This window comes from Burkholderia sp. AU30198 (genome assembly GCF_020419825.1).
In the GTDB taxonomy this organism is placed as follows: domain Bacteria; phylum Pseudomonadota; class Gammaproteobacteria; order Burkholderiales; family Burkholderiaceae; genus Burkholderia.
Map to the genome: position 1 here is coordinate 25,162 of NZ_JAIZSA010000023.1, position 18,592 is coordinate 43,753.

20 protein-coding genes and 4 tRNA genes are annotated in these 18,592 nt (G+C 66.4%); 10 read left to right on the forward strand and 14 right to left on the reverse strand.

The window, feature by feature from the left end:
- Nucleotides 1–20 precede the first annotated feature (20 nt).
- Nucleotides 21–1,400, reverse strand: a complete 1,380-nt coding sequence (gene otsA, locus LGN19_RS34360) for an alpha,alpha-trehalose-phosphate synthase (UDP-forming) (protein ID WP_122944867.1) — start codon at nt 1,398–1,400, stop codon at nt 21–23.
- A complete protein-coding gene (otsB, locus tag LGN19_RS34365; RefSeq protein ID WP_122944866.1) occupies nt 1,397–2,149 on the reverse strand; it encodes a trehalose-phosphatase in 753 nt (250 codons plus the stop codon). The genes otsA and otsB overlap by 4 nt, the downstream gene beginning before the upstream one ends.
- Before the next feature lie 281 nt (nt 2,150–2,430).
- On the opposite strand from otsB, the gene LGN19_RS34370 reads away from it, so the two are divergent.
- The 3 genes from LGN19_RS34370 to LGN19_RS34380 are packed head-to-tail and all read left to right on the forward strand — an operon-like array spanning nt 2,431 to nt 4,411.
- Nucleotides 2,431–3,066: an SCO family protein gene (locus LGN19_RS34370; protein WP_122944865.1), complete on the forward strand. Its 636-nt coding sequence runs from the start codon at nt 2,431–2,433 to the stop codon at nt 3,064–3,066.
- A gap of 12 nt (nt 3,067–3,078) precedes the next feature.
- The gene (locus LGN19_RS34375; protein WP_122944864.1) at nt 3,079–3,525 is read left to right on the forward strand and encodes a copper chaperone PCu(A)C; all 447 of its coding nucleotides are present in this window, start codon (nt 3,079–3,081) and stop codon (nt 3,523–3,525) included.
- A gap of 10 nt (nt 3,526–3,535) precedes the next feature.
- Nucleotides 3,536–4,411, forward strand: a complete 876-nt coding sequence (locus LGN19_RS34380) for a cytochrome c oxidase assembly protein (RefSeq protein ID WP_226219701.1) — start codon at nt 3,536–3,538, stop codon at nt 4,409–4,411.
- Nucleotides 4,412–4,433: 22 nt separating this feature from the next.
- Here LGN19_RS34380 and LGN19_RS34385 read toward each other — a convergent pair whose 3' ends face one another.
- Both LGN19_RS34385 and LGN19_RS34390 read right to left on the reverse strand, forming a co-directional pair.
- A complete protein-coding gene (locus tag LGN19_RS34385; protein WP_174960301.1) occupies nt 4,434–4,925 on the reverse strand; it encodes a GNAT family N-acetyltransferase in 492 nt (163 codons plus the stop codon).
- Between the two features lie 132 nt (nt 4,926–5,057).
- Nucleotides 5,058–5,930 carry a pirin family protein gene (locus LGN19_RS34390; protein WP_122944861.1) on the reverse strand — a complete coding sequence of 291 codons (873 nt, stop codon included), beginning with the start codon at nt 5,928–5,930 and terminating at the stop codon, nt 5,058–5,060.
- A gap of 109 nt (nt 5,931–6,039) precedes the next feature.
- Here LGN19_RS34390 and LGN19_RS34395 point away from each other — a divergent pair, with 109 nt between their 5' ends.
- Both LGN19_RS34395 and LGN19_RS34400 read left to right on the forward strand, forming a co-directional pair.
- Nucleotides 6,040–6,957 carry a LysR family transcriptional regulator gene (locus LGN19_RS34395; protein ID WP_175221273.1) on the forward strand — a complete coding sequence of 306 codons (918 nt, stop codon included), beginning with the start codon at nt 6,040–6,042 and terminating at the stop codon, nt 6,955–6,957.
- Between the two features lie 102 nt (nt 6,958–7,059).
- Nucleotides 7,060–7,563, forward strand: a complete 504-nt coding sequence (locus tag LGN19_RS34400) for a GAF domain-containing protein (protein WP_174960307.1) — start codon at nt 7,060–7,062, stop codon at nt 7,561–7,563.
- Between the two features lie 160 nt (nt 7,564–7,723).
- Here LGN19_RS34400 and map read toward each other — a convergent pair whose 3' ends face one another.
- Together map and LGN19_RS34410 are read right to left on the reverse strand one after the other, a co-directional pair.
- Entirely contained in the window at nt 7,724–8,530 is an 807-nt protein-coding gene (map, locus tag LGN19_RS34405) for a type I methionyl aminopeptidase (protein ID WP_226219702.1), read from the reverse strand.
- Entirely contained in the window at nt 8,530–8,766 is a 237-nt protein-coding gene (locus LGN19_RS34410) for a ParD-like family protein (RefSeq protein WP_174960375.1), read from the reverse strand. Before LGN19_RS34410 ends, map begins: the two co-directional genes overlap by 1 nt.
- A 148-nt stretch (nt 8,767–8,914) precedes the next feature.
- On the opposite strand from LGN19_RS34410, the gene LGN19_RS34415 reads away from it, so the two are divergent.
- Nucleotides 8,915–9,538 (forward strand): helix-turn-helix domain-containing protein, encoded by a 624-nt coding sequence (locus LGN19_RS34415; RefSeq protein ID WP_226219703.1) that lies wholly within the window; start codon nt 8,915–8,917, stop codon nt 9,536–9,538.
- A gap of 58 nt (nt 9,539–9,596) precedes the next feature.
- Nucleotides 9,597–10,145, forward strand: a complete 549-nt coding sequence (locus LGN19_RS34420) for a GNAT family N-acetyltransferase (protein WP_122944855.1) — start codon at nt 9,597–9,599, stop codon at nt 10,143–10,145.
- A 346-nt stretch (nt 10,146–10,491) separates the two neighbouring features.
- Here LGN19_RS34420 and LGN19_RS34425 read toward each other — a convergent pair whose 3' ends face one another.
- The 8 genes from LGN19_RS34425 to uvrC all read right to left on the reverse strand — a co-directional run bounded on the left by LGN19_RS34425 (nt 10,492) and on the right by uvrC (nt 14,945).
- Nucleotides 10,492–10,878: a hypothetical protein gene (locus tag LGN19_RS34425; protein ID WP_226219704.1), complete on the reverse strand. Its 387-nt coding sequence runs from the start codon at nt 10,876–10,878 to the stop codon at nt 10,492–10,494.
- Nucleotides 10,879–10,904: 26 nt separating this feature from the next.
- Nucleotides 10,905–11,420: a hypothetical protein gene (locus LGN19_RS34430; protein ID WP_226219705.1), complete on the reverse strand. Its 516-nt coding sequence runs from the start codon at nt 11,418–11,420 to the stop codon at nt 10,905–10,907.
- 169 nt (nt 11,421–11,589) lie between these two features.
- Nucleotides 11,590–11,663 (reverse strand) — tRNA-Cys (locus LGN19_RS34435).
- 100 nt (nt 11,664–11,763) lie between these two features.
- A tRNA-Gly gene (locus LGN19_RS34440) sits at nt 11,764–11,839 on the reverse strand.
- A gap of 52 nt (nt 11,840–11,891) precedes the next feature.
- Nucleotides 11,892–11,967: transfer RNA gene (locus LGN19_RS34445), tRNA-Gly, on the reverse strand.
- A 52-nt stretch (nt 11,968–12,019) separates the two neighbouring features.
- Nucleotides 12,020–12,095 (reverse strand) — tRNA-Gly (locus LGN19_RS34450).
- Nucleotides 12,096–12,230: 135 nt separating this feature from the next.
- Nucleotides 12,231–12,818 carry a CDP-diacylglycerol--glycerol-3-phosphate 3-phosphatidyltransferase gene (pgsA, locus tag LGN19_RS34455; RefSeq protein ID WP_011351424.1) on the reverse strand — a complete coding sequence of 196 codons (588 nt, stop codon included), beginning with the start codon at nt 12,816–12,818 and terminating at the stop codon, nt 12,231–12,233.
- Between the two features lie 90 nt (nt 12,819–12,908).
- Nucleotides 12,909–14,945, reverse strand: a complete 2,037-nt coding sequence (uvrC, locus tag LGN19_RS34460; RefSeq protein ID WP_226219706.1) for an excinuclease ABC subunit UvrC — start codon at nt 14,943–14,945, stop codon at nt 12,909–12,911.
- Nucleotides 14,946–15,021: 76 nt separating this feature from the next.
- Here uvrC and earP point away from each other — a divergent pair, with 76 nt between their 5' ends.
- The 3 genes from earP (at nt 15,022) to LGN19_RS34475 (ending at nt 18,554) form a co-directional block, all read left to right on the forward strand.
- Nucleotides 15,022–16,215 (forward strand): elongation factor P maturation arginine rhamnosyltransferase EarP, encoded by a 1,194-nt coding sequence (gene earP / locus LGN19_RS34465; RefSeq protein ID WP_226219707.1) that lies wholly within the window; start codon nt 15,022–15,024, stop codon nt 16,213–16,215.
- A 126-nt stretch (nt 16,216–16,341) separates the two neighbouring features.
- Nucleotides 16,342–16,899, forward strand: a complete 558-nt coding sequence (gene efp / locus LGN19_RS34470; RefSeq protein WP_175221279.1) for an elongation factor P — start codon at nt 16,342–16,344, stop codon at nt 16,897–16,899.
- Between the two features lie 269 nt (nt 16,900–17,168).
- On the forward strand, nt 17,169–18,554 hold the full coding sequence (locus tag LGN19_RS34475) for a sigma-54-dependent transcriptional regulator (RefSeq protein WP_174960323.1): 1,386 nt from the start codon (nt 17,169–17,171) through the stop codon (nt 18,552–18,554).
- The last annotated feature ends 38 nt before the right edge of the window (nt 18,555–18,592 follow it).

Here is an 18,592-nt window from a genome sequence, read left to right on the forward strand (position 1 = left end):
ATTGCACGGGGAACCGCCGGTTACACGTGCTGCAAGTCGCGCAGGAAATTGTCGCGCCACACCGACACGTTGTTCTCGCGAAGCTGCGCGATCATGTCCGTATAACGCGCGCGCCGCTCGGCGAGCGGCATCGTCAGCGCCTGCGACAACGCATCGGCCATCCCGTCGATATCGATCGGATTGACGATCAGCGCCCCCGTCAGCTCGCGCGCGGCGCCCGCGAAACGCGACAGCACGAGCACGCCAGGATCCTCAGGATCCTGCGCGGATACGTACTCCTTCGCGACGAGGTTCATCCCGTCGCGCAGCGGCGTCACGTAGCCGACCCGCGCGAGCCGATACAGCGCCGCGAGCAGCTGGCGGTCGTACTGGCGATGGATATAGAGGATCGGCGCCCAGTCGAGCTCGGCGAAGCGCCCGTTGATACGCCCCGACTCCCCTTCGAGCTGCAGCCGGATGTCCTGGTACGCGCGCAGCTCCGCGCGGGTCGACGGCGCGATCTGCAGGAACGACACGCGATTGCGATGCGACGGCTCGTGCTCGAGCAGCTTCTCGAACGCGCGGAAGCGCTCGACGAGCCCCTTCGAGTAGTCGAGCCGGTCGACGCTCATGATCAGCTTGCGGCCGCGCAGCGACGTCGCGAGCGTGCGCACCGCCTTGCCGTGCTCGCCGGCCTTCGCGAGCGACGCGATCTCGTCCGGATGCACGCCGATCGGATACGCGGCCGCGCGCAGCGTCCGGCCGAATGCCCGCACCGTCGCCAGGCGGCCGTCGCGCTCGATCACGCCGTCGGCTTCGGATTCGACGTAGTCGCAGAACGCGCGCAGGTCGGGGTCGGTCTGGAAGCCGAGCAGGTCGAACGCGCACAGCGACTCGACAAGCTCCCGATGCGGCGGCACGTTGACGAGCACCTGCGCGGCGGGAAACGGGATGTGCAGGAAGAAGCCGATGCGGTTCTTCACGCCAGCCGCGCGCAGGGCGCGCGCGAACGGGATCAGGTGATAGTCGTGCACCCAGATCACGTCGTCGTCCTGCAGCAGCGGCACGAGCTGCTGGGCGAGCCACACGTTCACGCGGCTATAGCCCTCGAACTCGTGACGGTCGTACTGGATCAGGTCGGTGCGGTAGTGAAACGCGGGCCACAGCGTCGCGTTCGAGAAGCCGCGGTAATACTGGTCGTAATCGCGCCGCGACAGGCCGATGGTCGCGAACGTGACCGGCCCGTGCTCCTCGACACGAATTTGCGGCGCACCGGCAGCGACGACTTCGCCGCTCCAGCCGAACCACATGCCGCCCGTCTCCTTCAGCGCATCGTAGACGCCGATCGCAAGACCGCCCGCCGCCGGCTCGCCTTCCGAAATCGGCGCGACGCGGTTTGAAACGATGATGAGGCGACTCATGCGTCCGGCTGCCCCGCGCCGAGCCAGCGCGCGATCTGCTCATGCAGCGCGTCGACCGAATCGAGCCGCGTGCGGGCGGACGTCTCGCCCGCGCCGACCTTGATCGACACCCCGCCGCGCGCGTTGACCACCGCGAAGCCCTTCTCGTCGGTCAGGTCGTCGCCCGCGAACAGCGGCACGCGGCCCGCGAACGGCGGCTCGTCGAGGAACGCGGCGAGCGCGCGCCCCTTGTCGACGCCCTTCGGCTTGATCTCGAACACCATCTTGCCGGGCTGCAGGACATACGCATCGGCATAATCGGCGACGAGGCGCTCGGTGGCCGCGCGCGCCGCCGCCTCGCGCTCGGGCGCGTTGCGGTAGTGCAGCGCGACGGCCGCGCCCTTGATTTCGAGCAGCATGCCCGGATGACGGTCGACGACGGCCGCCAGCTCGCGCTCGATGCGCAGCAGGCGTTCGTCGTTGAAGCCGATGCGCTGCGTGTCGCCGTTCGCATCGCGGCGCTCCGCGCCGTGCAGGCCGGCGATCGGCAGGCCGGGCATCTTCAGGAACGTGTCGAGGTTGTCGATGCCGCGCCCGGACACGATCGCGACCGCACCGTGCGAGCGACGCCGCAACTCGTCGAGCATCGTCAGCAGCGACGGCGGAACATGAATGCTGTCGGGCGTCGGCGCCAGTTCGACGAGCGTGCCGTCGAAGTCGAAGAAGAACGCGGTATCGGTCAGGGACAGGGAAGCCGGAACGGATTGCATCGATTCGATAGTCTGAGGGTCGGCCGGCAAACGCGGGCCGCCGCTGCGCGAATGGAATTGTGCGCATCTTACCGCGCCTGCGCATCGAGATGGGCGAAACCGGTGCATCGCGGGCCTCACGCCGCCACCCGCGTCAACTGCGACATATTGCCCCGCTCGCCCGCAGCTTACGGGTTCCGAAAGGACGCGGGCGCGCGAATTGCGCTACAGTCGCAACCGCCTGCCGCGCGACGCATGGCGCCGCGCCCGCCGGTCAACCTTCCGTCCGATTGAGCCCCAGGATGTCGTCTGCCCGCACCGCGCCGCACCGGCGCTTCTCCCGCTTCATCCGCACGGCCGCGGCCCTCGCCGCCGCCGTGGCGCTCGCCGCGTGCACGCACGACGAGCCGCGCTGGAACCTGACCAACGTCACCGGCCACCTGCCCGACCTGTCGTTCACACTGACGGGCGGCGACGGCCATCCCGTCGACGCCGATGCGTTCCACGGCCAGGTCGCGCTCGTCTACTTCGGCTATACGCACTGCCCCGATGTCTGCCCCGAAACGATGGCGCGGCTGATGGAAGTGCTGGCGAAGCTCGGCCCGCAGGCAAACGACGTGCGCATCCTGTTCGTGTCGGTCGACCCTGCGCGCGACACGCCGCAGGCGATGCAATCGTATGTCGCCGCATTCGACGCCGCGCATGCGCGCGGGCTGACCGGCACCGACCGCCAGATCGAATCGCTCGCGAAGCGCTATCGCGTCGCGTACCAGATGGAAAAGCGCGACCCGTCGGGCGGCTACGAAGTCACGCACAGCTCGGCCGTCTATATCTTCGACGCGAGCGGCCGCGCCCGCCTGCTTGCGACCGACCGCGACTCGCCCGACGCCATCGCCGCCGATGTGCGCCGGATCATCGACACCGCCTCCACGACCTGAATTCATCCCGACATGAAAACGAAAACGACCCTCAAGACGCTCGCCCTCCTCGCCGCGCTGTGCGCAGGCGCCCACGCGTATGCCGCCGGCGCGATCACCGCGCAGAACGCATGGGTGCGCTGGCTGCCGAACAAGCTGCCCGCCGGCGGCTACGTGACGCTCGTGAACACGAGCGACAAGCCGATCGATCTCGTCGACGTCGACAGCCCCGACTACGGAATGGCGATGCTGCACCAGACCGTCTCGAACGGCTCGACGCAAAAGATGGAAATGGTCGACAAGCTGACGATCCCCGCACGCGGCAAGGTCGACATCGCACCGGGCGGCTACCACTTCATGCTGGAGGAGCCGAAGCACGCGATCAAGCCGGGCGACACCGTGCACCTGCGCCTGAAGTTCTCCGACGGCGAAACGGTCGATGCGCCGTTCGCCGTGAAGTCGCCGGCCCAGACAAAGTGATGCGCGCGCGATGAACGTCCTGTACTGGCTCGATCCGTGGGAACCGTCGCCCACCGTGGTGATCGCGGTGCTGACCGCTGCCGTGCTGTTCGCGCGCGGCGTGAAGAAGGCGAAGGTGTCGCCGCTGCGGCAGTTCTCGTTCTGGTTCGGGCTGACGGCGCTCTACATCGCGCTGCATACGCGGCTCGACTATTTCTTCGAGCACGAGTTCTTCCTGCACCGCGCGCAGCACCTCGTGCTGCACCACCTCGGGCCGTTCTTCATCGCGCTGTCCTATCCGGGCGCGGCGATTCGCGCGGGCATTCCGTTTCGCTGGCGGCAGCGTTTCGTGCGCCCCGCGCTCGCGTGGGCGCCCGTGCGCGCGACGCTCGACGTGGTGTTCCATCCCGTCGTCGCGGTCGTGCTGTTCGTCGGGCTGATCTATTTCTGGCTGCTGTCGCCGATCCACTTCATCGCGATGCTCGACTGGCGTCTCTATCGCGTGATGAACTGGAGCATGGTGATCGACGGGCTGCTGTTCTGGTGGCTCATCGTCGATCCGCGTCCCGCGCCGCCCGCACGGCTGTCGCCGGGCCGCCGGATCCTGATCGTCGTCGCGGCGATCCCGCCGCAGATCGCGCTCGGCGCGCTGATCTTCTTCACGCCGCACGAGCTGTATCCGATCTATTCGATCTGCGGCCGCGCGTTCACGTGGCTGAGCCCGCTGCGCGACCAGCAGATCGGCGGCCTGCTGCTGTGGATTCCCGGCTCGATGATGAGCGTGATCGGTGCGCTGATCGCGCTGCGGCACTGGCTGCGGCTGTCCGCCCGTGGCCGCCTGATCGATGAACGGGCCGCGGCGCAGCGCGCAGCCCGGCCGCCGGTAGCACCACACGCCGCGCACTGACGGCTGCACGGCGCATCGCGCATTACGCGCGTGCGCTGCTCATCCACACGTGCGGGATGCCGTCCTCGTCGTGCACGTCCGAACTCGGCGTGAAGCCGAATGCCCCGTAAAAACGCTGCAAGTGGGCCTGCGCATGCAGGCTCACCGGCGTATCCGGCCACTGTGCGCGGATATGCTCGAGCGCGCGCGACAGCAGCCCGTTGCCGAGGCCCGCGCCGCGAAACGCGGCGGTCGTCAGCACGCGGCCGATGCGCACGTCGGTGTGCTGCGCATCGGGCAGCAGCACGCGCAGATAGCCGGCCAAGCGACCGACTGGATCGAATGCCGCCAGGTGCCACGCGGTCTGGTCCGCGTCGTCGATGTCGCGATACACACAGTTCTGCTCGACGACGAACACCGCGCTGCGTGCTTCGAGGATCGAATAGACTTCGCGCGCCGTCAGTGCGTCGAAGGATTTCCAGCGCCAGTCGAGATCGGCGGCGCTCGGGGATGCAGCGGATGCGGATGCGTTCATGGTCGGTCCTGATGATTCAGGCGCGCCGGCCGGCGCGCGGGGCAATCGTCGATTATGCCTCGAAGCGCACGCGCCGCGCGACCGACCGCTCGCGCGCGAAAAAAAAGCCCCGCATTGCGCGGGGCCTGTCCGTCATGCCGGCATCTGGCCGAAACGGCCGCTGTTGAAGTCCTCGATCGCGGTGCGGATCTCCGCTTGCGAGTTCATCACGAACGGCCCGTAACCGACGACGGGTTCGTCGATCGGTTCGCCGCTCAGGATCAGCAGCTTCGCGTCGCCGTTCGCTTCGATCTCGACGTCGCTGCCGTCGCGGCCGAGCTGCACGAACTGCGCTTCGCGGGCAACCGTTTCACCGTTCACCTGCACGGTACCGCTCAGCACGACCACCGCGAGCGTGCGCCCTTCGGCGACCGGGAACCGCGCATGGCTGCCGCCCACGAGCCGCACGTCCCACACGTCGATCGGCGTATGCGTGCGGGCCGGGCCGCGCCGCCCGTCGAGTTCACCCGCGATGATCCGCGCACGCCCCGCGCCGTCCGGCAGCTCGACCACGGGGATGTCGGCGTTCAGCAGCGTCTGGTAGCCGGGCGCCCCCATCTTGTCCGCGGCGGGCAGGTTCACCCACAGCTGCACCATTTCGAGCGGGCCGCCACGCTTCGTGAACCCTTCCGAGTGGAATTCCTCATGCAGGATCCCGCTCGCGGCCGTCATCCACTGCACGTCGCCCGGGCCGATCACGCCGCCGGCGCCGGTCGAGTCGCGGTGCGCGACCTCGCCGTCATAGACGATCGTCACCGTCTCGAACCCGCGGTGCGGGTGCTGGCCGACCCCGCGCGGCGTCGAGGGCGAACCCGGCTCGAACGTGGCCGGGCCGGCGTAATCGAGCAGCAGGAACGGGCTCAGGTGCGCGCCGTGAGACTGGTAGCTGAACATCGAGCGCACCGGGAAACCGTCGCCGACCCAATGGCCGCGCGGCGCACTGTACACACCCTGGATCTTCTTCATTGCCTTCTCCGAATTGCGGCGAAACACGTGTTTCGCATCCTGGGTAGAAATATAGTGGTGGAACGATCGATCCGGTAGACTGCCAAAATCGCACTCAGCGTTCCATTTCATGAACGATAAAGCGCGGGATCTGAACGATCTCTATTACTTCGTACAGGTCGTCGAACACGGCGGCTTCGCACCGGCCGGGCGTGCGCTGGACATGCCAAAGTCGAAGCTGAGCCGCCGCATCGCGCTGCTCGAGGCGCGGCTCGGGATGCGGCTGATCCAGCGCTCGACGCGCCGCTTCACCGTCACCGACGTCGGCCAGACCTATTACGCGCATTGCCGCGCGATGCTCGTCGAGGCCGATGCGGCCGACGAGGCGATCGCGCTGCTGCACGAGGAGCCGCGCGGCATCGTGCGCGTCAGTTGCCCGATCGTGCTGCTCGATTCGCTGGTCGGCACGATGGTCGCCGCGTTCATGGTCGCGTGCCCGCGCGTCGAGATTCATCTGGAAGCGACCAACCGGCGCGTCGACGTGGTCGGCGAAGGGATCGACGTCGTGATCCGCGTGCGCCCGCCGCCGCTCGAAGACAGCGATCTCGCGCTGCGCGTGCTGGCCGAGCGCGGCCAGTGCCTCGTCGCAAGCCCCACGCTGCTGCGCGAGCACGGCGCACCGGCCGTTCCCGCCGATCTCGCGCGCCTGCCCAGCCTCGATCACGGCGTCCCGCAATCCGCGCACGTGTGGCGGCTGCGCGGGCCCGACGGCGCGCACGCGGAAATCCATCACCAGCCGCGCTTCGTGACGGGCGGCATGCTTGCGCTGCGCGCGGCGGCCGTCGCGGGCGTCGGCATCGTGCAGTTGCCGACGATGATGGTGCGCGATGAGGTCGCGCGCGGTGAATTGGTAACCGTGCTGCCCGACTGGGCGCCGCGCCGCGAGATCGTGCACGCGGTGTTCGCATCGCGCCGGGGGTTGCTGCCCGCGGTGCGCGCGCTGCTCGACTTTCTGGCGGAGCGGTTTGCCGAACTCGAACCCGATTGAGCGCGCCGCGTCACGCGTAACCGGGCACTGCAAACCGAGCGCGCGTGCCGTAGACTGCGGTACGCGCATCGCGCATTCCACAACCCTGATCGCTTTCCCGCCATGTTCACGCTGTCCAACGACCTCAACGCCTCCAAGGCCGATCAATACGCGACGCTCGTCGAGCAGGCGCGCGCGCTCGTCGAGTCCGAACGCGACCTGACCGCGAACGCGGCCAACTTCGCCGCACTCGTCTACCACTCGCTCGACCGTCTCAACTGGGCCGGCTTCTACTTCTTCGACGGGACGGAACTCGTGGTCGGGCCGTTCCAGGGCAAGCCCGCCTGCGTGCGGATCGCGCTCGGCAAAGGCGTGTGCGGCACGGCCGCGCAGACGCGCGAAACGCAGGTCGTGCGCGACGTGCATGACTTCCCTGGCCATATCGCGTGCGACGCCGCATCGGAATCGGAAATCGTCGTGCCGCTGGTGGCCGGCGACGGCACGCTGATCGGCGTGTGGGACGTCGACAGCCCGGTCGCCGCGCGCTTCGACGACGAAGACCGCCAGGGGATGGAAGCGCTGTGCCGCGTGTTCGTCGAATCCGCATGGCAAAAGGCGCGCGGTTGAACGGCGGCCAAGCCGCGCTCCTTCACCGAGCAGCCGGTCGCCGCGTTCGCGCGTGAATCGCGCCGCGCGACCTCGAACGAAAACAAAAACGAAACGGGCCCCGCAAAGGGGCCCGTTTCGCTGTGCCGCCGCAACCGCCCTTCGCGGTGCGCGGCGGGCGTCAGGCGGCGTGCGTGCCGGACAGCGCCGGGAACGCCTGCGGCTTCGCATCCTCGGTCAGCACCTCGAAGCCCGTCTCCGTCACCACGACCATGTGCTCCCATTGCGCCGACAGCGAATGGTCCTTCGTGACGACGGTCCAGCCGTCCGCCAGCATGCGCGTGTCGCGCTTGCCCGCGTTGAGCATCGGCTCGATCGTGAAGATCATCCCCGGCCGGAGCGGCACGCCGGTGCCCGGACGGCCGTAGTGAAGCACCTGCGGCTCGTCGTGATAGACATCGCCGATGCCGTGCCCGCAGTATTCGCGAACCACGCTGAATCCTTCGCGATGCGCGACCTGCTGGATCGCGTAGCCGACGTCGCCGAGCGTTGCGCCCGGACGCACCGCGCGGATGCCTGCGTGCATCGCCTCATAGGTCGTCGCGACAAGCCGACGCGCGAGCTCGTTCGGTTCGCCGACGAAATACATGCGGCTCGTATCGCCGAACCAGCCGTCCTTGATCACCGCGATGTCGAGGTTCACGATGTCCCCGTCGCGCAACGGCCGCGACGTCGGAATGCCGTGGCACACCACATGGTTGACCGACGTGCACAGCGTCTTCGGATAACCGTGGTAGCCGATGTTCGCGGGAATCGCGCCGAGCACGTCGACGATGTAGTTGCGGCAGAGCACGTCCAGCTCGTCGGTGGTGACGCCCGGCTTCACGTGCTCGGTGATCATCGTCAGCACCTGCGACGCGAGCTTCGCGGCTTCGCGCGACTTGGCGATTTCCGCGGCACCGCGGATCGGGATTTCTCGCTTCGCCATTACGCCACCTGCTCGATGCCGTGCTCGACCGGTTCCGCCGGCCCCACCTCGCCGCCCCGCGCCTCGGCCTCGATCAGCATCCGGCAGATGTCACCGTAGGACAGCGCCGGATTGAGTTCCGAGAGCATCCCGACGCGCAGCCAGTGTTCAGCCTGCGCGTTGATCGAGCGGCTCAGCGCCGTGCTGGTCGAGCGCAGCCGCTCGTGCATGTGCTCGGAAATCTTGATGATGCCCATATATCCCCAATTAAACGAAACATAGTCGATTCGTATATTACGCTTCACCCGACTGCCGGGCAAGCCATTCGGACTCCGTCGAGACGTCGGCCGGCAACCATCCGCCCCGTTGACAGCAAATTCCAGTTTGCTGGAAAATAAATCCATCATGAAAGAATCAGCCATCACCGTTGCCGACGACACCGGCATCAACGAACGCATCGCCCGGCGCGTGCGCGACCTGCGCACCGTTCGAGGCTACACGCTCGATGCGCTGGCCGCGCGCTCCGGCGTCAGCCGTTCGATGATCTCGCTCATCGAACGCGCATCGGCCAGCCCGACGGCTGTCGTGCTCGACAAGCTCGCGGCCGGGCTCGGCGTGTCGCTGGCCGGGCTGTTCGGCGGCGATCAGGACGACACGCCCGCGCAGCCGCTGGCACGCCGCGCGCAGCAGGCCGAATGGCGGGACCCGGCGTCCGGCTATGTGCGCCGCAACCTCTCCCCGGCTGGCTGGCCGTCGCCGATCCAGCTCGTCGAGGTGGATTTCCCGCCCGGGTCGCGCGTCGCGTACGACAGCGGCGGGCGCGAAAGCGCGCTGCATCAGCAGGTGTGGGTCATCAGCGGCCGCGTCGACGTCACGTTCGGCGACGCGCTTCACGAACTTCACGAAGGCGACTGTCTGGCCATGCGGCTCGACCAGCCGCTGATTTTCAGCAATCCGTCGTCGCAGGCCGCGCGCTATGTCGTCGCGATCTGCGATGCGCCTGCCGCCGCCGGCGTGCGGAATCTCTGATGAACGCGTCGTCGCAGCAGCCGTGCGCGCGACTCACTTACTGCCCACAGGAGCCTCTATGAATTCCCCGAAACAGCGCGACGACGTGCGCCTGATCGATTGCAGCGAGGCCGAGCATGCGCCGGCCATCCTCGAGATCCTGAACGACGCGATCGCGACGTCGACCGCGCTGTACGACTACAAGCCGCGTCCGCCTGAAGCGATGGTTGCGTGGTTCGCGGCGAAGCGTGCGGGCGGCTTCCCGGTCATCGGCGCGGTCGACGCGTCGGGCACGCTGCTCGGCTTTGCGAGCTGGGGCACGTTCCGCGCGTTTCCCGCCTTCAAGTACACGGTCGAGCACAGCGTGTACGTGCATCGCGACCAGCGCGGCCGCGGGCTTGGCGAGGTGCTGCTGCGCGAAGTGGTCCGGCGCGCGCGGGAAGCGCAGGTGCACGTGGTGGTCGGCTGCATCGATGCAACCAATGCGGGGAGCGTCGCACTGCATACGAAGCTGGGATTCGTGCACTCGGGCACGATCACGCAGGCGGGATTCAAGTTCGGCCGATGGCTCGACGCGGCGTTCTATCAGTTGACGCTCGACACGCCGGCGCAGCCGGTGGATGGTTGAGCGGCATCGTCGCGCGCTTCGGGCATCGGCCCACCTCATCGCGGAAAAGCATTCGGGAGAATTGCACGGCTTCCCGAACCTGCCCGAGCCAGGGCCGACGCGTGAGACGAAAAAGCCCCGCCGAAGCGGGGCTTTTTTCCGGAGGCACGAGCAGGAGTCACCCGCCCCCGCAACGCGTTGCAGGCCGACACCACTTCATCGCTCGTGGCGCCGAACACATGCAACCGACGCAACCGGATCAATGCCACCTGCGCTCATCCGGACAAAAACGTGCGCATCCGCGACGAGGTGATTGCAGCCGGTCGGACAGGGCTATCGCGAACCGTGATCAGTCGATTGCGCATGCTCAGTCAGAACGACGGCGCTGCACCGGTGTGAAGTCGTCATCCAAGGCCCAATGGGTACTGCGCGGCAGTATCTGCGTACCGCCGACCCAGCGCGGCACGTCGCAATGATCCTGCCAATACGCCGTTCCTTGCAGCACCTGCTCACCAAGCGGGGTCAGGCCGACGATGCACTTTTCTCGCTCGGGAAATTCGTCATGCACCTTGATCAGCGGACAGGTGCCTTCGACCAACGGGCGCATCATCGCATCGAACATCGCGTCACCCAGGAACGGCAGCGGATCGCGACGCAGGTTCAACTCGGCAAACACCTGTGACCAGGCAAGCCCGTCACCGTCGCGAATGGTCTCCAGCGCGAGTCTTTCCGTCAGACCGAGGCCATCGCGCACCGACGGCAACTCCTGCAACTGGCGCCTCAGTGCCGGAGCCAGCAGCGGAAGGCTGGGACTCGCCTCCTTGCAAAGCGCCGCCCAGGCAAGCGGAGTCGCATCGCGATACCAGTCCTCACGACCCAATCTAAGCAGCGAGCGAGCGCACCGACATAGTGGCGAATTGTCGACGGCGAGAGGTGGTCGCGGCGCTTCATGGTCGCGACCCATTGCTCGACCCATCGATAGTCGAGCGTGGAGAGGGACTTTGCCTTAGTGGCCTCGCGGCCGAGGAGTGCATTCAATACCTGGACGTCGGAGTCAGGGACGGAGACACGGCGCAAATAGGCCCGGATGGCATCGCCGGTTGTCGCGATAGCATCATGCTGCTGCACGACCTCTTCCGGAACGATGCCGGCGTCGAGCAACTGCTCAAGACGGGCGACGTAAGCATCGCCCTCTTCCTCAGTGTCGAATGTGAGCGAAAGTGGCTTTGGTAAAAGCTTCGCTCGCTTGATGGTGTATTCCCACGTCCCGGAGGGGCGCTGTCGCTTGTTCGCCATGCCTGGTCAACTCGCCTCGATTGCCAATTAGCCGATTGACGGGTGGTTGTCGTCGGTTTTTGGTTGGTTAGAGGCGACTTTTTACCACTCTTGGCGACCCATTTCCATCTTTGGAAATGTGCAGAAAAAAGAAAAGCCCTGACGAATCAGGGCTTTATCTCGTTCTACTTGGAGGCGCGAGCCGGAGTCGAACCGGCCTAAACGGCTTTGCAGGCCGCTGCATAACCGCTTTGCTATCGCGCCAAAAGCGGACTGTCCGGATGCCGTGAGGCAAGCGACAGATTTTTTATTCGAGGACCATCAGTCCATCAAATAAAAAGGGAAGCGTGGCTTCCCCATTACTTGGAGCGGGAGACGAGTCTCGAACTCGCGACCTCAACCTTGGCAAGGTTGCGCTCTACCAACTGAGCTACTCCCGCATTGTCCTGCATCTGCAGCGCTTCGCCGTACAACACGCTGCCAGATAAAATCTGGAGCGGGAGACGAGTCTCGAACTCGCGACCTCAACCTTGGCAAGGTTGCGCTCTACCAACTGAGCTACTCCCGCATGTGTCCTGCATCTGCAGCGCTTTGCCGTACAACACGCTGCCAGAAAAATCTGGAGCGGGAGACGAGTCTCGAACTCGCGACCTCAACCTTGGCAAGGTTGCGCTCTACCAACTGAGCTACTCCCGCGTATTGCTGCGCTACTGCTTCCCCGTCACACACTTACTTCGTCGTGCAGCGGAGAAGCGAGATTATGTCGAAGGCACATTCGTGTGTCAAGGGCTTTTCCAGCCCTTTTTCCAAAAACCTGCTCGACCGGACGTATCACGCGCCCCCGCGCTCGCGAATTTGCGGCCATGCGAGCTTCATGTAGTACAGCATCGACCAGATCGTCAGCACCGCGGCGAGATACATCAGCCATTCGCCCCACACGCGCGTGTCGATCGTCGCGACGCCGAGCGGCAGCGGCCCGTAGAACAGCAGCATCGGAATCGCGACCATCTGGCAGGCGGTCTTGAACTTGCCGAGCTGGTTCACCGCAACGCTCTTCGACGCGCCGATCTGTGCCATCCACTCGCGCAGCGCCGAAATCGCGATCTCGCGGCCGACGATCACGAGTGCGATCGCCGCGTCGACCCGCGAAATCTGCACGAGGATCAGCAGCGCGGCCGTCACCATCAGCTTGTCCGCCACCGGATCGAGAAATGCGCCGAACGACGACGTCTGGTTCCACTTGCGGGCGAGATAGCCGTCGAACCAGTCAGTCAGCGCCGCGAGTATGAAGATCGCCGCCGCCGCGAGATTGCGGTGCGCGCCGCCCATCACCGTGTCCGGCAGATAGAACACGCCGACGACGAGCGGAATCAGCACGATCCGTACCCACGTCAGGAAAATCGGGAAATTGAACGGCATGGCATGCGGGACAGTAAAGGATTCGCAATTGTGCCGTGTCGACCGGCCTGCCACAAGAACGCTGGCAACGCGGCCGGCCGCACGGCCGCGTCAGTGAAGCTGCTTGTAGATCTGCTCGGCGAGCGCGTGCGAGATGCCCTCGACGCTCGCGAGTTCCTCGACGCTCGCGGCAACCACGCCGCGCAACCCGCCGAACCGCGCGAGCAGCCGCTGCCGGCGCTTCGCGCCGACACCCTCGAGCTCCTCGAGCCGCGACGTCTGGCGCGCCTTCGCGCGCTTCGCGCGCATCCCGGTGATCGCGAAGCGGTGCGCCTCGTCGCGGATCTGCGCGACGAGCATCAGCGCGGCGCTCTCCTTGCCGAGTTCGAGCGGCGTGCGGCCGTCCGCGAACACGAGCGTCTCGAGGCCGACCTTGCGTCCCTCGCCTTTCGCGACGCCGACCAGCATCGACGTGTCGAGGCCGAGCTCGGTGAACACCTGGCGCGCGATTTCGACCTGACCCTTGCCGCCGTCGATCAGCACGATGTTCGGCAACAGGCTCGACGCCTCGGCCTGGCGCGTCGACTCCCCGTCGATCCCGGCCGCATCGTCGGCGGCAGCCGCCTGCGCGGCCTGCTCGACCATCTTCTCGTAGCGGCGCGTGAGCACCTGCCGCATCGCCGCGTAGTCGTCGCCCGGCGTGATCCCGGTGATGTTGTAGCGGCGGTACTCGCCCGACTGCATCTTGTGATGGTGGTAGACCACGCACGACGCCTGCGTCGCCTCGCCCATCGTATGACTGATGTCGAAGCATTCGATCCGCAGTGTCGCGAGATCGTCGCATTCGTAGCTGAGCGTCTCCGCGAGCGCTCGCGTGCGCGCCTGCTGCGAGCCCTGCTCGGACAGCAGCCGCATCAGCGCGATCTGCGCATTCTGTTCGGCCATCGACAGCCACGCGCGCCGCTGCCCCTGCGGTTGCCGCACCAGCGACACCTTGTGGCCGGCCTGCTCGGACAGCAGCTCGAGCAGGTCGCGGCTCGCGGGCGCATGGCTCACGACGAGCACGGGCGGTACGCGATTGCCGAGATAGTGCTGCGCGATGAACGCGTCGAGCACCTCGGCCTCGACCGACGCCGCCGCGTCGCCACGCGCGCGGCCGGGTTCTTCCGCAGGCAGGTCGGGCAGCAATACGTCGGCGGCCGCGGTGGCCGCCTCCGCCTGCTCGGACTCGTCGCCGATACCGCCCTCCGCGAGCGTCAGCGCGCTTTCGACGTGCGCCGGGAAATACGCCTTGTCGCCGAGATGCCGGCCGCCACGCACCATCGCGAGGTTCACGCACACGCGCCCGCCCTGCGCGACGACAGCCAGGATGTCGACGTCGCTGTCGCTGCCGACCTCGATCGCCTGCTGGTGCAGCACCGTCGCGAGCGAGCTCATCTGGTTGCGCACGGCCGCCGCCTGCTCGAATTTCAGCTCGGCCGCGAACGCGTGCATCTTCTGCTCGAGCTCCTTCATCACTTCGGACTGCCGGCCGAGCAGGAAGCGCGCGGCGTTCGACACGTCGATCGCGTAATCCTCGTCGGAGATCGCGCCGACGCACGGTGCCGTGCAGCGCCCGATCTGGTGCAGCAGGCACGGCCGCGTGCGGTTGTTGAAGACCGAATCCTCGCAGGTGCGCAACTGGAACACGCGCTGCAGGATCTGGATGCTCTCGCGCACGGCCCAGGCGCTCGGGAACGGCCCGAAATACTGGTTCTGCTTGTCGACCGAGCCGCGGTAGTAGGCCATCCGCGGAAAGCGGTGCGCGGTGAGCTTCAGGTACGGATACGACTTGTCGTCGCGAAACAGGATGTTGTAGCGCGGCGCGAGCGCCTTGATCAGGTTGTTCTCGAGCAGCAGCGCCTCGGCCTCCGAACGCGTGACGGTCGTCTCGATGCGCGCGATGCGCGTGACCATCATCGCGATGCGCGGCGACAGCTGCGTCTTCGTGAAATAGCTCGATACGCGCTTCTTCAGATCGCGAGCCTTGCCGACATAGAGCACGGCGCCCGCCGTGTCGTAATAGCGATAGACGCCCGGCATGTGCGGCAACTGCGCCAGGATCTTCTTCGGTTCGAACGGGGTATCGGAAGCTTCAGGGGATGTCATGCGTGATCCGGGCGCCTTGTAACGCGGAACGGGTCTATTAGAATCGCCAGTTTAGAGCATTCACCGGCCCGCTTCGATGCCACGCACCACCGCTGCCCCTCTGCCCGCCGCGCCGCTCGCGCCGGGCGAACCGATCGCCTGCGACCTCTTCTGTACGGTAGTCGACAATTTCGGCGACATCGGCGTCTGCTGGCGCGTCGCGCGCCAGCTCGCGCACGAGCACGGCTGGCAGGTTCGCCTGTTCGTCGACGACCTGCGCACGTTCGCGCGCCTGCTGCCCGGGGTCGATCCCGACGCGGGGCGGCAGACGGTCGACACGATCGTGATCGAGCACTGGCATGCGGAAGTCGGCGACGCGCTGGAGATCGCCGATGTCGTGATCGAAGCGTTCGCGTGCGAGCTGCCCGGCGCGTATCTCGCGGCGATGGCGCGCCGCGCCCGTCGCCCCGTGTGGATCAACCTCGAATACCTGAGCGCCGAGGACTGGGTCGCCGATTTCCATCTGCGGCCGTCGCCGCATCCGCGCTACCCGCTGCTGAAGACGTTTTTCTTCCCCGGCCTGTCGGCCGGCACCGGTGGCGTCCTGAAGGAGCACGATCTCGATACGCGCCGCACGGCCTTCGAAACCGACGCCGCGGCGCGCGACGCGTGGTGGCGGCGCGCGACTGGCGGCCCGCCGCCGGCCCCCGGCACGACGGTCGTCAGCCTGTTCGCCTACGAGAATCCGGCCGTCGACGCGCTGCTCGCGCAGTGGCGCGACGGCCCGTCGCCGGTCGTCGCACTCGTGCCGGCCGGTCGTGTGTCGCCTGCCGTCGCGCGTTTTTTCGGGGTCGAGTCGTTCGGCGCGGGCGCACATGCGAACAGCGGCAACCTGACTGCCCATGGGCTCGCGTTCGTCCCTCAGGCCGACTACGATCCGTTGCTGTGGGTGGCCGACATCAATTTCGTGCGCGGCGAGGATTCGTTCGTCCGGGCGCAGTGGGCACGCAAGCCGTTCGTGTGGCACATCTACCCGCAGGCCGACGACGTGCATCTGCCGAAGCTCGATGCCGCGCTCGCGCACCTGTCGGCCGGCCTCGCCGACGCACCGCGCGCGGCGCTCAAGCGGTTCTGGCATGCATGGAACGGCGTCGGCACGCCCGACTGGGCCGATTTCTGGCAGCACCGCGCCGCACTGGACGCGAACGCGTCCCGCTGGGCCGACGCGCTCGCGGCCGTCGGCGATCTCGCCGGAAAGCTGGCGGAATACGCAAAATCTCAGTTAAAATAAGCGGTTATCCGACGGCTGACCAGGCAAGCGCTCGCTTTTGGCGTCCACCGGAACGCACGCTTGCACCGTCAGCCGTTGCGCAACGCTCAGGCACCTATTTATTTGATTTGATCAGGACAGTTTTTTATGAAAACCGCACAGGAACTCCGCGTAGGCAACGTCGTGCAGATCGGCAGCGACGCTTGGGTCATCGCCAAGGCTGAATACAACAAGTCGGGCCGTAACTCGGCCGTCGTCAAGATGAAGATGAAGAACCTGCTGACGAACGCAGGCCAGGAATCGGTCTACAAGGCCGACGACAAGTTCGACGTCGTCGTGCTCGATCGCAAGGAAGTGACGTACTCGTACTTCGCCGATCCGATGTACGTGTTCATGGACGCCGACTACAACCAGTTCGAAGTCGAAGCGGAAATGATGGGCGAAGCGCTGAACTACCTCGAAGACGGCATGGCTTGCGAAGTCGTGTTCTACAACGAGAAGGCGATCTCGGTCGAACTGCCGACGACCCTCGTTCGCGAGATCATCTACACGGAGCCGGCAGTCAAGGGCGACACGTCGTCGGGCAAGGTGCTGAAGAAAGCCAAGCTCGCAACGGGCTTCGAACTGCAAGTTCCGCTCTTCTGCAACACCGGCGACAAGATCGAAATCGATACGCGTACGAACGAATACCGCAGCCGCGCGTAATCGCCAGCGATACCCGCATCGAACAAAGCGCCCCTCGGGGCGCTTTTTGTTTGTCCGGCGCCAACAACCGGGCCGGGGTCAGGCTCATATAAAGCACAAAATCCACCGGTAAAGATATTCAATTTGTATCATCGGTAACTGTTTTATAGCGCCGGAGAAATAATGCTCGTTACGCGTTCAGCGGGGCATAAAATCAGTTTTTAATCTGACATGCGGTTGCGGCCCCGTTGGCCGACAGCCCGCCTCTCTTGACTCGACTCGCGTCCACCATGCCACACGCCCTGATTGTCGAAGACGATCCCAACAGTCTGTCCGGCCTCACCGCGCTGCTCGCCGCGGACGGCTTCTCGGTCGACACGGCCACGTCGCTCGCCGAAGCGCGCACGGCGCTCGGCCGCTCCATTCCCGACGTCGTTCTCGTCGACCTGAACCTGCCGGACGGCAGCGGGTTCGACCTGCTCCAGCACCTGCCGCAGCAACAGCCGAACGGCTCGCTGCCCGTCATCGTGCTGACGGGCAATGCGACGGTCGAAAGCGCCATCGAGGGCCTGCGTCACGGCATCTGGGACTACCTGCTGAAGCCGATCAACATTCCGCGCCTGCGCAGCCTGCTCGCGCGGATCCCGCGCCCGTACGAACTGATCGACGAAGTGCAGGCGTTGCGCGCGTCGCTGCGCCATCTCGGCCGCTTCGGCGCGCTGGTCGGCCGCAGCGACGCGATGCAGCACGTGTACGACATGATCGAGCACAACGCGCGCACCGAAACGGCCGTCCTGTTCTCGGGCGAAGCCGGTACCGGCAAGAAGCTGGCCGCGCGCACGCTGCACGACCTGAGCCGGCGCCGCAAGGGGCCGTTCGTGTCGTTCGACTGCCGGACGATCGCGCAGGCAGGCCGGCACGGCGCATCGCTCGACAGCGTGCTGTTCGGCCATGAGCGCGGCGCGTTCGACGGCGCCGAGCGCCGCGAATCGGGCCTGTTCGAACAGGCCGGCGGCGGCACGCTGTTCCTCGACGAAATCACCGCGCTGCCGCTCGTGCTGCAGGAAGCGCTACTGCATGCGCTCGATTCGCAGAACTTCATGCGGATCGGCGGCACGAGCTCGATCACGAGCGATTTCCGGCTGATCGCGACCACACGCCGTCCGGCGCGCGAAGCGGTCGCAAACGGCACGCTGCGCGAGGATCTGTGGTTGCGCCTCGATGCGGCATCGATCACGATGCCGCCGCTGCGCGAGCGCGACGGCGACGCGCTTGCGATCGCCGACGCACTGATCGACGAACTGAACCGCGACGCGCGCGCAACCGGCCGCAGCACGACCGACAAGCGCGCGGCGCCGGGCTTCGTGCGCGAATGCCTGTCCTACGAATGGCCGGGCAACGTGCGCGAGCTGCAGGAGCGCGTGCGCTTCGCGTACGACGCATCGGGCGATTTCATCGAGACGCTGCGCGCGGGCGAGCCGAGCTTCTCGGCCGGCGCCGCGCTGAACGGCAGCAGCGTGCAGATCAAGGTCGGCACGCCGCTGTCCGACGTCGAGGATCTGCTGATCCGCGCGACGCTCGACGCAGTCGGCGGCACGCGCCACCGCGCGGCAACGCTGCTCGGCATCAGCCCGAAGACGCTGTACAACAAGTTGCAGCGGATGAAGGTGAACTAAGCGGGCAGCGATGCTTGCAGGGTCTGGCAGGGTTTGAC